This window comes from Williamsia limnetica, assembly GCF_003217475.1.
Classification (GTDB): Bacteria; Actinomycetota; Actinomycetes; order Mycobacteriales; family Mycobacteriaceae; genus Williamsia; species Williamsia limnetica.
In genome coordinates this window covers 40,104-53,202 of sequence record NZ_QJSP01000022.1, presented here as the reverse complement: position 1 = coordinate 53,202, position 13,099 = coordinate 40,104, and the positions used below count along the sequence as shown (strand labels likewise).

11 protein-coding genes are annotated in these 13,099 nt (G+C 61.6%); 4 read left to right on the top strand and 7 right to left on the bottom strand.

The features are described 5' to 3' along the window. The first annotated feature begins 12 nt into the window (after positions 1 to 12). Together DFR67_RS26590 and DFR67_RS26585 are read left to right on the top strand one after the other, a co-directional pair. A complete protein-coding gene (locus tag DFR67_RS26590; protein WP_158540048.1) occupies positions 13 to 1,476 on the top strand; it encodes a sugar ABC transporter ATP-binding protein in 1,464 nt (487 codons plus the stop codon). Then, positions 1,473 to 2,714: an ABC transporter permease gene (locus DFR67_RS26585; protein WP_110472483.1), complete on the top strand. Its 1,242-nt coding sequence runs from the start codon at positions 1,473 to 1,475 to the stop codon at positions 2,712 to 2,714. The genes DFR67_RS26590 and DFR67_RS26585 overlap by 4 nt, the downstream gene beginning before the upstream one ends. A gap of 398 nt (positions 2,715 to 3,112) precedes the next feature. Here DFR67_RS26585 and DFR67_RS26580 read toward each other — a convergent pair whose 3' ends face one another. The 6 genes from DFR67_RS26580 to DFR67_RS26555 form a co-directional block, all read right to left on the bottom strand. Further along, positions 3,113 to 3,679, bottom strand: coding sequence for a hypothetical protein (locus DFR67_RS26580; RefSeq protein WP_146240547.1), 567 nt, complete (start codon positions 3,677 to 3,679; stop codon positions 3,113 to 3,115). Further along, complete coding sequence (locus tag DFR67_RS26575) at positions 3,663 to 4,595, bottom strand: HpcH/HpaI aldolase/citrate lyase family protein (RefSeq protein WP_211325168.1); 933 nt, start codon at positions 4,593 to 4,595, stop codon at positions 3,663 to 3,665. The genes DFR67_RS26580 and DFR67_RS26575 overlap by 17 nt, the downstream gene beginning before the upstream one ends. Then, entirely contained in the window at positions 4,592 to 6,292 is a 1,701-nt protein-coding gene (locus DFR67_RS26570) for a flavin-containing monooxygenase (protein WP_110472480.1), read from the bottom strand. The genes DFR67_RS26575 and DFR67_RS26570 overlap by 4 nt, the downstream gene beginning before the upstream one ends. Before the next feature lie 245 nt (positions 6,293 to 6,537). Then, entirely contained in the window at positions 6,538 to 7,026 is a 489-nt protein-coding gene (locus DFR67_RS26565; RefSeq protein WP_110472479.1) for a limonene-1,2-epoxide hydrolase family protein, read from the bottom strand. Then, complete coding sequence (locus DFR67_RS26560) at positions 6,974 to 8,125, bottom strand: LLM class flavin-dependent oxidoreductase (RefSeq protein ID WP_110472478.1); 1,152 nt, start codon at positions 8,123 to 8,125, stop codon at positions 6,974 to 6,976. Before DFR67_RS26560 ends, DFR67_RS26565 begins: the two co-directional genes overlap by 53 nt. Before the next feature lie 165 nt (positions 8,126 to 8,290). Beyond that, entirely contained in the window at positions 8,291 to 9,271 is a 981-nt protein-coding gene (locus DFR67_RS26555; RefSeq protein WP_110472477.1) for a quinone oxidoreductase family protein, read from the bottom strand. Between the two features lie 216 nt (positions 9,272 to 9,487). Between DFR67_RS26555 and DFR67_RS26550 the strand changes: the two genes are divergently transcribed. Then, the gene (locus tag DFR67_RS26550; protein ID WP_146240546.1) at positions 9,488 to 10,318 is read left to right on the top strand and encodes a mycofactocin-coupled SDR family oxidoreductase; all 831 of its coding nucleotides are present in this window, start codon (positions 9,488 to 9,490) and stop codon (positions 10,316 to 10,318) included. Between the two features lie 356 nt (positions 10,319 to 10,674). Here DFR67_RS26550 and DFR67_RS26545 read toward each other — a convergent pair whose 3' ends face one another. Next, positions 10,675 to 11,202, bottom strand: a complete 528-nt coding sequence (locus DFR67_RS26545; protein ID WP_110472507.1) for a flavin reductase family protein — start codon at positions 11,200 to 11,202, stop codon at positions 10,675 to 10,677. Between the two features lie 227 nt (positions 11,203 to 11,429). On the opposite strand from DFR67_RS26545, the gene DFR67_RS26540 reads away from it, so the two are divergent. After that, positions 11,430 to 13,079, top strand: a complete 1,650-nt coding sequence (locus tag DFR67_RS26540; protein WP_110472475.1) for a GAF domain-containing sensor histidine kinase — start codon at positions 11,430 to 11,432, stop codon at positions 13,077 to 13,079. Positions 13,080 to 13,099: the final 20 nt, after the last annotated feature.

Here is a 13,099-nt window from a genome sequence, read left to right as displayed (position 1 = left end):
GAGGAGATTGACGTGGATGCGGACAAGACTGCACCCAGTCTGAAGATCTCGAATGTGTGCAAGTCGTTCGGGTCTGCGAAAGTACTCGCCGATCTGAACCTGGAAGTCCGGAGCGGCGAGTTCGTCGGACTGATGGGCCCCAACGGCGCGGGCAAGTCAACACTGGTCAAGATCCTCGATGGCGTGTATTCGGCGACGAGTGGAACGATTGAACTCGGGGGCAAGCCGGTCGCGAACATTGGTGGGCAGGCGGAGGTGGGATTCATCCATCAAGATCTCGGACTGGTCGACGACCTGTCGGTGTCGGAGAATCTTCGGTTGGGCGAGCCCCCGATCCGCCTGCTCGGCCCTATCCTCGATCACCACGGTGAGAACAAGTCCGCTGCCAAGTCGCTGGCCGCCATCGGACTGACCGTTCCGGTCTCGACGAAGGTCGGCGAACTGTCACCCGGCGAGAAGACACTGGTCGCCATCGCGCGGCTTTTTTCCAAGGGAGCAAGACTGCTGTTCGTCGACGAGGCGACCTCAACCTTGGCACCACGCGATGCGGCCAAGGTGATCGAGACTCTGAAATCTATTGTCGCCCAGGGTGCAACGGTGGTCATGGTCAGTCACAAGCTGGGAGAGATCCTAGAAGCAACCGATCGGGTTGTACTGTTGCTCGACGGCCGGATCGCGGCCGACAAACCGACCAATGGCCTCGGGCGTGCCGGGCTGGTCAGACTGCTGGCACAGCACGAGCACGACGTCGTCGAGTCCGCCGACTCCACCGACCACCGCGACGACAACGGTCCCGGTGAGGTCGTACTCACCCTCCGTGACGCGGTGTGGCAGCACGTCGGTCCGGTGAATCTCGAACTTCGGGCCGGACACGTTCTGGGCATCACCGGCCTGCCCGGATCAGGCCTGCACGATGTCGCGTACCTTGCGCACGGTTCGCTGCGCCCGGACTCGGGGACCCGGATGGTCCGCGACCACGCTCGCTCTGCGCTAGTCCCTCCTCACCGGGAGACCCAGGGCGGTTTTGCGGCGATGTCATTGCGAGAGAACTCGACCATTTCGTCACTGCGGCGCTGGGTTCGGGCTCTGGGCATCTTGGATACCAAACGCGAAAAGACCGACAGCCAGGACATGATCGCCTCGCTCGAGGTGGTCCCCGGTCGCGCGGACGCCGAGTTCGGAGTGCTGTCCGGGGGCAACAAGCAGAAGGTGATCTTTGCTAGAGCCTTGTTCACCCAAGCGGACATTTACGTTCTCTGCGAGCCAACACGGGGCGTCGACATCGCGGCCCGGGCGGATATCTACCGGCTCGTCCATCAACTTCGGTCGGAGGGCGCCGCTGTTCTAGTGGTCACCTCCGATGCCGAAGATCTTTTCGCCCTCTGTGATCACGTCAGCGTGATCACAGACGGCGCTATTTCAGAACCGCGGCGCCTGAACGGTCAGTCCGCCGATCTCATGGAGGAAATCCTATGACCGTCTCACCCCCGGAGACCCCAACAACCGACAAGAAGGCTACCGCGAAGACAGCAACAGAGACCGCGGGAACACACGCACTGCCATCTGCGTTTCGCCGGCTCGTCAACATACCGGTGGTTCAGGCGTCGTTCACGTTCGTGGCGTTCCTGGTGATCTTTGCCATCTTCGGATTGTGGCTGGGCAGCAAGTTTCTCGACGTCAACGCCCGCATTCTCAACATCCACCAAAGCGTTCCACTGCTGCTCCTCGGCCTGGCCGCGATGACCACGCTCGTATGTGGCATGTTCGACCTCTCCGTCGCGTCGATGGCTTCGTTGTGCGCCTTCCTCGCTGTGGGTTTGCGAGCCGATCAGGGGCTTCCGTTCCTACTGGTGATCGCAATCTGCCTGGGCGTCGGAGCACTCGGGGGACTCATCAACGGTTTGCTGGTCGAGAAACTAAAGGTCAACGCCTTCATAGCCACGCTCGGCACCGGCGGCGTGCTGCTTGGCTTGTCGAGCGTGTATTCCGATGGCGCAGCGATCATTCCGACTGCGGACTCCACTCCCATCCCGGAGTGGTTCACCACGCTGGGGGCCTTCACCTCCAAGCTCCCCTTCTGGGTGCCCACCGTCGTCTTCGCACTTCTGATGGTATTGGTGTTCAACAAGCTGCGGCTCGCCCGTCCCCAATCACTGTCCGCCACATCGTGGACGGCAGCGAGCGCAGTAGCCGTGGTCGCGGTCGCCGCGATTCTCTTCGCGTTGGGTCTGAGTTCGGTGCTCGACGGGATCACATGGCTTGTCGGGTTGCTTCTGGTCGTCGGCGTTCTGCTGTGGACCCTGGTCGACTATACGGTCTACGGTCGCAACCTCAAGGCAAGCGGTTCCAATGCCATCGCGGCACGACTGGCCGGTATCCGCACGTCGGGCGTCGTCATCCGCGCGTTCGTACTCGGTGGCGTGCTGGCCGCCGGGGCGGGTGTCGTGCTGAGTGCCACCCAGGGTTCTGCGTCGCCTGATATCGCCGGCGCATACCTGCTTCCGGCGTTTGCCGCCGCTTTCTTGTCCACCGTCGTGTTCTCGACGGGTCGCTTCACCGTATGGGGAACGCTCGCGGGCGGAATCTTCGTGGTGTGGGTCAGCCAAGCTCTGATCGCCGGCGGCCTCCCGCCAACCTGGACCAACATCGTCAATGGTGGCGTGCTGCTGATCGCCGTCGCACTCTCGACGGCGATGCGCAGGTCCAACCGCTAGCAGTCGAACGCCTCGAGCCGCCCCGGAAACCCCGGGGCGGCTCGACGCACTGAGCCGCCCAGATACAGAGGCCGGCCCCCCTACTCGAATAGGTCCTTACTGCCACGATATTTGCCAACAGTTGCCCGGACGCAGCGACTGCGTCTGCGGTGCTCAGACTTCCTGTGCTGCCGGTCAAACTTCGACAGCGAGCCCGCGCTCCAGGTTTCCGGGACACAATCTGGGCCGCTGCTACAGCCAAGCTCTTGCGGACCGCTCAATGATCGGTCATCGTCGCAATCTCAGATTGACCGAGGACCTCGTGTGACCGGGGCCTTCGGCATAGAGCGAACCGGCAAACAAACGCGGCGCCCATCCCGAGTCACAGGATGGGCGCCGAAACACGCTGAGAGAAAGTCTCAAACACAGACACTGTTGCGAGTGTCCTCCGCCAGCCACCTTGCGCGCAGGGCCGACACGATGGTGAAAGAATCACGCGTCAGATCAACCACACCGCTCGCACGCAGACTCGGCAGCACCGAATCGGCAACAACAGCAAGGACCGGATCGAGCGGCGGGACCAATAGGGTCACACCATCGCAGATACCGAGAGTGTGCATGTCGGTGATGAGGCCGACTAGCCCCGCCGACGTTCCGACGTAGCCGATCGAAGGCCGTGATGCAGCCGTCAGGCCGACGACGGCATTGTCGCGAACACACCTGCGGGCAGTGCCGGCATCGTCGGCGACGACAACGTGGAGATCAACAAGAACGGCGGGTTTGTGGGCTATCGCGCCCCGGCTTCCCAGCTTCTGTGCGTCGCCGAGAGTCGCTGCGGCCGCGCGCGTGACATCACCAAACCGGTCGATAGACCGCGCTGCTGTCCGCGACAACAGCTGCCACGTATCGTGCGACCACGTCCCCGACGAGTCGGGGACCTCTAGACCGATTAGATATGGTTGGCGATTCTCATGTATTGAGCTCATTGCCATCTCCCAGTTGTGGCGTGGATTCTGAACCGGATTGGCGCCGGTACTGTTCGACACGAAATTTCGCACGTGCCGCCATGGCCTCGTCGACCATGTGCCCGTCGAAGACGATGGCGCCCGATCCCGCCGCCGCGGCCGAGCGGACTGTTTCGATGAGCCGGAGATCGTTCTCGTATTCTTCGGGCGTTGTGCTGAAGACCCGGTTGATGATCGGAACATGAGTAGGGTGGATTGCCTGCATCGCCTCGTAGCCCAGCGACCGATTCTGTTGGGCGAAGGCCTCGAGACCATCCAGGTCCGTGGTATCAGACCAGAGACCTGACATCGGATTGGGGACCTTGGCCGCGCGCAGGTCGACGAGAATGCGGCTTCGAATGTGCAATGTCTCTTCTCCTGTGGCCGACCACCGGTACCCGATCGATCGCTCTACGTCGCCACCTTTGACCCCAAGCCCACCCATGTAAGCGGTGCGGTCACTGGCGATCGCGATCTCGAACGCCGAACGCATTCCGGCGGCAGTTTCAAGAATCGGAACAATCTTGACGGTCCCCTGTCTGACGCCCTCAGACTCCTCGAGCCACGTGAGCATTTGATCGACTATGACGACGTCTTTGGACGACTCGACCTTCGGTATCAGAACTCCAGCAAGACCGGGGATGGCCACGGCAGCGAGATCCTGCATCGCCGCCAGCGTGTGAACTTCGTTGATACGAACGAAGATCAATGGATCGCTCGCGCTGACAGAGCCGATCAGCTCGCGCACCTCTGCCCGCGCACTTGCGCGCTCCGCGGCGGGAACCGCGTCCTCCAAATCGAACACCACGCCGTCCGCGCCACATTTGACGGCCTTGCCGAACAGCTTGGTCCTGTTGGCAGGAATGAACAGCATCGACCGCAGTGGCGCGGCGCTCATCGCCATTGTCTGGCCTCGGCGACGGTGTCGTCGGCCAAGTCATCCAACGAGTCTTTAGCTGCACCGAACAGAAATCCTTCGAAGTCATTGCGCGCGATACGCTCACAGATCTCTCGGAAAGTTCCCACACCGCCGGTGTACGGCAACACGACCAGCGGCTTGCCCGGAATGTTTGCTCCGCGGTACCACGAGGTGGTCGAGGTGGAGATGAGACTCTCCGAAGCTTTTTCCGCGACGTGTCTGACCCAACTGTCCTCAGCGGCATCGGCAGCCTCAATGATGTCGTGGCCTTTGCGATTGGCAAACTCGATGCAGTCGGTGATGAAGTCGACGTGTTGTTCGATCGAGGTGACGACATTGCCAAGGACCGATGGGCTGCCGGGCCCTGTCACGGTGAACAGGTTCGGGAAGCCGGAAACCGCGACTCCGAGGTAGCTACGGGGACCATGCTTCCAGCGATCGGTCAGTTTCTCACCGTCGCGTCCCTTGATGTCGATCTCCATGAGCGCGCCGGTGACGGCGTCGAAACCTAGAGCGAGGACCACTGCGTCGAAATCGTACTCGGCTCCGGTAGTGCGCAGACCGGTGGGAGAGAACTCCACGATCGGGTCGGCCATGACGTCAACGAGGGTGACGTTCGGCCGGTTGTAGGTGTCGAAGTAGTTCGTGTCCACACAGATGCGCTTGGTGCCGAGCGGATACGTTTTCGGGCTCAGTCGATCAGCGGTGTCCGGGTCTTTCACTATCTCGGCGATCTTGCTCCTGATGAAGTCCGCCGCGGAAGCATTGGCCTCGGGGCTGGTCCCGATGTCGCTGAATGCTCGCAGCAGCCGGGGCCCGCCACCCGCAGCCCAAGCCGCCTCATAGATTTCCTGCCGCTGCTCGGGGGTGTGGTCAACCGCCCTCCCGGGGCTCGGTACCTCAGGAAATCCAGCCAGTGACATCCGAGCCGACTGACGCCGCTCGGCGTAGGTCGCCCGAACTTGATCAAGCTCGCCCGCGGCCAGTGGCCGGTTCCTGGCCGGCACGCTGAAGTTGGGCGTCCGTTGGAACACGGTGAGCTGCGCAGCCTGCTTGGCGATGAGAGGAATTGCCTGCACGCCAGTCGAGCCGGTTCCGATGACGGCAACTCGCCGGCCTGAGAAGTCGACGCCACCATCAGGCCACCGCGACGTCTGGTAGACATCGCCACTGAAGTCGGCCAGGCCGGGGAAGTCTGGCTCCTTGATCGACGACAGGACCCCGGAGGCCATCACGCAGTAGGTGGCCGAGACCGTCCTGCCGTCGGACGTCGTCACGCTCCACATCGCTCCTGCCTCGTCGAAATGGGCCGACAGAACGCGGGTGTTCAAAACGATGTCGCCGCGGAGGTCGAAGCGATCGGCGACGTGGTTCAGATACGCCAAAATTTCGGATTGCTTGGCGTATTTTTCTGTCCAATTCCAATCAATCTGCAGATCTTCGGAAAAGGAATAAGAATAGTCGACACTTTCAATGTCGCAACGAGCGCCAGGATACCGGTTCCAAAACCACGTGCCACCGACGCCGGATCCGGCCTCGAAGACGCGAACCGACATGCCCGCATCCCGTATGCGCTTTAGCGCGTATAGTCCGCCGAATCCTGCGCCGACAACGACCACGTCGACGATCTCAGTCGGTCGACGCTTCGCGTCGGCCGTTGAAGGTGAATGAGTCATAACACGAAAATAGGTCCCTACGTATTCCGGCATAACTGTCCAAAGCACTAGTGTCGAGAGCGAAAGTCTCACCGCTGGCAACGTCGGTATCAAGTGCTGTTCCGACATGAGCGTCGCAAGAAACGACCGAGGTTTTATAGTAACAACTTTTAGCCGTGAGCGAATCGCTCACGGCTAAAAGTTTGTGGCACAGCGTCTCGGTCCTACCGGTGACCGCTGCTTACAGAGGTTTGCGGGCTATCGATTTAGAAGATCATCCCGGTGCCGCGCTCGGCGGCACCCAGATCGAAGTAGTCCCGCCATTCGCTAATCGCCCCCGAGTCGTTGAACGTCATGACGCCGGCGACTGGCAGGTCAAACGGAGGACGTCCAGCGACCGTCAAGATGTCGATCCGCTCACTGAGAACTGTGGAACCAACTGTGGCGAGCAGCGGCGTCACGATCTCCAGGTGAACCGCGGAGAAGTACCCTTCGAGGAACGTCTGTATCTCCCCGGTTCCTTTCAGTGGCTCCAGCGGCACATTGTGATAAACGGCGTCCGGCGCGAAGTAGGCGAGCAGCTCCTCCACATCAGATCTGGACCATGCGTCGAAGAACTCAAGAGAGAGCTTTTCGAGATCATTCTGGGGAACTGCATTCTGGCGCACGACTGACATTAGAACCTCCTGTTGGCTGATCCTCTTAGACCTTGATATCTCGAACAGCTTTGTGCGCCTCGTACTCGGCGGCGGCATTTGCTTGGGCCTCGGCGAGACGGGAAGCGTTCTCACCGAACGCTTCTTTACGCGCAACAGCCTGGAGTCTGAGATCTTTCTGCCCGTTGAAGTGCGGCATCACGTGGCGGGCAAACAATTCGAAGGACTTCTTGACCTTCTCCGGCTCCGCCGCTTCGAGATTGCCGATGATGACGGTGCCGACACCGCCGGATTGGCGCTGAAGAGTTTCCAAACGCTCGATCGCCATTTCAGGCGTCCCGATCACCATCAAGTTGTTCAGCTCATCGACCAATCCGTCGTGGTCGGACGGCACATCGCCGCGGATGAGGGGTGTAGTGCTCTGCAGGGATTCAAAGACACCTCGCAGGTTCCACTTGACGTCTTCCCGCGCCTGTTCTTCGGTCTCGGCGATGTAGATGTGGTGCAGCAAACTCCACCGGTCACGGCTCGCGACCTGACCGTACTCTTGGGCGGTCTCCTCCCACACGTTCCAAGTGTTCGACAACACGCCTTCGCCCATCGCTGCGAACTGGAAGAGTCCGTGCCCGTGCCTACCAGCAAGCCTGGGGCCGCTGGGTGAGATCATTCCTGCGACTCGGATGTCAAGATCACGGCTGTACGGACGCAGTTGCAGTGCCGCCTCGTTCATGACGAACCAGTCGGTCTTGCGTGTCACCGGATCGCCGTATTCGAGCAAGCGGGCGATGGCCTCGACGCCTTCCTCGGACATCCGTCGCAGTTCCCGGGTGTCGAGACCGAGCATGGAGGCATCCTGGGCGACCGAACCGGTCCCCATCCCCCAGATGACCCGTCCTCGAGTGATGTGGTCGAGCTGGATGATCCTGTCGGCCAGCATGAAGGGGTGGTGATACGGGATCGAGGTAACTCCGAGGCCGATCTTGATGTGTTTGGTGCGTTCGGCGACGGCCACGGCCATCAGTTCTGGAGAGGCGATGGTCTCCCAGCCTGTGGAGTGATGCTCACCGAACCACATCTCATCGAAGCCGAGGCGGTCGAGGTGGACAGCGAGATCGATGTCCTCTTCGAACTGGAGCGTTGGGTTGTGCAGCGGTGAGTGGTACGGAAAAATCTCAACGCCGAATCGAAGTGGACGCATTTGGGGAGCAACCTTTCATGTCTGTTCTGGCTCGCCGTGGCGACAGGTGTTTGCCGTCGGGCCCGCCGAATTACTTCGTTCTATGACACTACGAACTTGTGATCGCCACCACTGACATATGAGTTAGTGCGCTGCGGCGCATGGCTGACGGGACGGGTGACAGGATCAGTTCATCGTCAACACCACTTTTCCTACCCCAGTGCCGGCTTCGAGATGCTGGTGCGCGTCGGCGGCATCGGCGAGGTCGAACTCGGTGTCGATCACAGGCGGTGGAAGAGTGCCGCCGTCGATAAGACGCAGCAGGCCGGCCAAGTCTGCGGGGCTGCCCATCGTCGTACCGCGGATGTCGAACTGACCGAAGAAGAAGTGCCTGATATCGAGTGTCGCCGTAGACGCCACGTTGGCGCCCAAGACGACCACACGTCCCCCCGGGCGAAGAGTCTGCACTGACCTGTCCCAGAGACCGACTGCATCGAGGACCAGATCGAAGCCTCTCCCGCTAGGTGAGAGAGCTTTGGCGTCGCCGTCCCACTGGGGACCGGAATGGATGACACCTCCCTCCGCACCGGAGGCCACTGCCCGGTCCAGCTTCTGCTGATTCGATGCCGTAACCCACACGTTCGCCCCCAGCGCGCGGGCCATCGCGAGTGCGGACGTAGCAATGCCTCCACCGGCGCCGATGACCAACACACTCTCACCTGGACGGAGTTGTCCGCGTGTCGACAAGGCTCGATAGGTCGTAACACCAACGAGAGGCAGTGCCGCGGCCTGTGCCCAGCTGTAGCCGGAGGGTTTGGGCGCAAGGCACTCGGCGGGTACTGACACGAGTTCTGCGTAGGTTCCCCGGGTCCGGTCCCCCAGTATTTCGAAGTCCGGCCCCGGGGCCGCGGGATCAGTACCCCAAAACAGCGAGGGCAAGATGACAACGGGCTCGCCGGTGTCGACCCGGACTCCGGCTCCGTCCGCACCGGGTACGTGTGGTAGCGGCGACCCATATCGCCCCTGCCGCACAAGCACGTCGTGCCAGTTCAGCGCGCTGGCGCGCAGCTCGACGGTGACCCATCCGGATCGCTCCGCCGGGTCCGGCACCTCGGCGGCGCCGAGGCGATCTGCCGAACCGTATGCGTCGAACACTACTGCTTTCATGGATAGCACCTCAGGCTCTCGCTGCCCTACCGCCGTGCGCGGAAGGTTCGGCAGTCGACCCTCGCACGACTCGAAAGTCACTGTCCAGCTGTCAGTTCCGCCAGTTGTTCGCCCGGCTCGCCCGTGCGTAGTGTCCATCACAGGATGCCCGGCGCAGGTCGGCAGTACACGCTCCCTCCACATGGACGTGAGCAGGTCACGAGCAAGGAGAAAACAGTGGGACGCCTAGAAAACAAAGTCGCATTCGTATCCGGAGCGGCACGCGGTCAGGGCCGCAGCCATGCGATCCGACTGGCCGAAGAAGGAGCCGACATTATCGCCGTCGACATCTGCGACCAACTCGAGACCGTCGGTTATCCCATGGGCACCGAAGCGGACCTCGAAGAAACAGCGTCCCTGGTCGAGGCCCTGGATCGTCGCATCATCGCGGTCAAGGCCGACGTCCGCGACGACGAGCATCTCAAACAGGTGGTCGCTGATGGAGTCGCGGAACTCGGCCACCTCGACATCGTCGTCGCCAACGCAGGGATCTCCGGGTACGGCCCTGTGCAGAGCCTTTCGCGCGAGAATTGGCAGCAGATGCTCGACGTCAACCTGACCGGCGTGTGGAACACCTGCAAAGTAGCGGTCCCCCACCTCCAGAAGCAGGGGGGTGGTTCGATCACGATCACCAGTTCCGCGGCGGGTCTGCACGCCATCGGAGGTCTCGCACACTACGTCTCGGCGAAACATGGTCTGGTTGGGCTGATGCGAGCGATGGCCTTGGAGTTGGGACCGGATATGATCCGCGTCAACAGCATTCACCCGACCCAGGTCAACACCCCTATGTTGATGAACGACTACGTGTACAAATTGTTCGCCCCCGATGTGGAGAACCCGACCGTCGACGACATCAAGGGTCCGTCGATGGCCATGCACACGATGCCGGTCGCGTGGGTCGAACCGGTGGACATCTCCAACGCGATCGTCTTCCTTGCCTCCGACGAAGGACGCTACATCACAGGGGTTCCCCTGCCCGTCGACCTTGGGGCAGACATCAAGGGGTAGTACCACCATCAGTGGAGCCGGACTAGCTTTCGGCGACCGCTGGCGGACGCCCGATACGATCGGGCTTGTGGCCTGCGCGCGCAGCATGTGCGTGCGCGCCCGATCGAGGGCAGTCCCCGCGCCCTCGATCGGGCTGACCTGACCGTCTCGGGCACAGAAGTTCAACAGTAGGATCACGCTCGCCTGGAAGCCGCTGGAGATCAAATCTCTGCACGGAGTACGTGCCCTGGCGAGAGCCACTTCGTGCAACCCCGCGACCAACCCTCCGAGGTCGTCCCGTCTGAACATTCACGGTGGCGAGTTGACGCAGCGGCGGCGCCTCCGGTGCACCGCCGCCGCACTAATTTCATACGAATTCAATTGCCCGCGGTGACGCCGTACCTTCCACGATGGAAGGTCAGAGCTGAACCACCCTGAGCCGCCTCCATTTCCACAACTTTTCCGACCACCATCGTGTGGTCACCGCCGTCATACTCCGCCCACAGTTCGCAGACAATCCACGCGAGCGACCCGGCAAGCATCGGCGCCCCGGTTGTCGCCGGTCGCCACTGCACGCCGGCGAACTTGTCAGTGCCCGATTTCGCGAACTGGTTGCTCAGCGCTTCTTGTTCTGCGGCGAGGACGTTGACGCAGAAACTCCGCAATCCCCGGATCTGCGGCCAGGTTGAGGAGGTCCGCGCAGGGCTGAAAGAGACCAGCGCGGGCTCGAGGGACAACGACGAGAAGGACTGGCAGGTGAATCCGACAGGCCCCTGCGAACTCATCGCACTGACGACCACGATGCCCGAGACAAAGTTGCCCATCACCGCGCGTAGTTCTTCAGATGAGAACTCCGCGTGTTCCTTGGTAATGTGGTTGACAGTCGGTTCGGAATTGGTGTGCATCTCCACTACCTCGCTGAGCTCGTAACGTGTCACAGGTCCCGACACAAGGTCGGTGACCGCCATTGCTTACGACGATAGTTCCGCCGCAACGTCACTGACCAGCTGACACTATCGCCAGCCTTTGTTACTACGACGAGGAAACCGCCACCCTCGACAGCACGCTGACTACCATCAAGCAGATGGACTATTACTCGAAACCAGGCCGATGATTGTCGGTGAGGGTTGCCATGGCGACCGTTGGTGAGAACATGCCGGCCGACGACGAGTTCGCCGCTCGAGGCATGGTGGAACGACTTGTGCCCTTGCCCGAGTTCCGCCGCGCGACTGCAGTTCTCGCGGAAGTCGGTTTGAACGCCAGCACGTACGATCACGTGGTGCAGGGCATCTCAGACGCCTTGCTCCCGATTGTCGGTGCGCAGAGCGTTGGGATAGCGATTTGGTCCGACGCGAAACGCTACTTGCAGCTCGTACCGGGATCGTTCGGCGCGTCAGCGGACATGGTTGCTTCCTCGCAGGTGGATGCGACGGACCGTCGCAGCGGAGCGGCCCGGGTGATCAGTACCGGCCAGGCGTACTACACGAACGACGCGGTCGGTGAGATTCCCGGTTTCGAAGGGTGGATGCGGGGCTTCGGTATCGACCAACTTCTCACCGCGCCGTTGGTGACCGGGGGAGTCAGCAACGGAGTCCTTCACGTAGCGAACAGGCATTCTGGATTCATCCCCGCCAATCTTGCCCAGGTGGAGACGCTGGCCCCGTTCGTAGCAGCGGCGGTCGAGCATGTGCGACGACGAACGGCGCTACGTAAGAGCGAAGCGCTGTCCAAGATCGTTGCTGAAACCGCAAGTTCCATCGCCGGGGGCAGGACACTCGAACATGTGGCGGCCGGGCCACTTCGCCGCTACCAGGAGGCTGCCGGGTGCGTTGCCCTGGCCATCTCGTTCGCCTCCGACCAGAGTCCTCGCATTTTTTCGTGCAAGTCGGATGTGCCGGATCAAGCGATTGAGGACTTCGTTCGCGAAGCGCCTCAAAATCGGCCCCGCATTTGGCTGCAACTGCTCCGGCCGGTCGGCGTCGGCGACGCCGGCGCTTCTGCCGTACACGTCCCGGTCGTTGTCGGTGGAAAACGGCAGGCCACACTGTCGCTTCTTCGCATCCCCGGCGTGCCCTTCTCCAGAGCTGAACAATGGTCCATTCAGCGACTCACGAACGTCATCGCACTCGCGTGGGCCACCGAGTCATACGAACTTGGAAAAGCGCACGTGGCCAGGGTCCAGGAACGTCAACGAATTGCAGACGACCTGCATGACCACGTGGCGCAGATCCTATTCAGCGCAAAGTTGACATTGCAGTCGCTATCAGAAGATCTTGATGCCACGGACGCGGCAGCCGCGCCGGTGAACCGCGCCCGCGAACTGCTCGTACGCAGCGAGCTGGCTCTGCGCGACTCCATCGACCATCTAACTGTCACTGAGTCGGAGTTTCTGGTCGACCGACTCAGATCCGTGGTAGCGCAGGTCGAAGAAGAGTTTCAGATCCCAATCCGGCTGGAGATCAACGACGCCGACTTCCCCACGTTGGAGAACATCGCCCCACAAGTGGCCGACGCGGCTCTACGCGCGGCCAGGGAAGGGATGGTCAACGCGGCCAAACACGCGGGTCCGTGCCGGGTGACGGTGGTTTTGAAACCCGCCGGCGATCACCGGTTCCTGGTTGCCGTCATCGACGACGGCCTCGGAACCTCCGCCAACCGGTCCGATGGCCACGGGCTATCGGCGATCCGACGGTTGATCCGTCAGTTCGGCGGATCAGTGCGGCTTTCGCGAAACGAGCCGCCACTCATGCGATTCGAGGTCATTCTGCCGCTCTCGGAGTAACTTCAGTGCACGACGGTCCG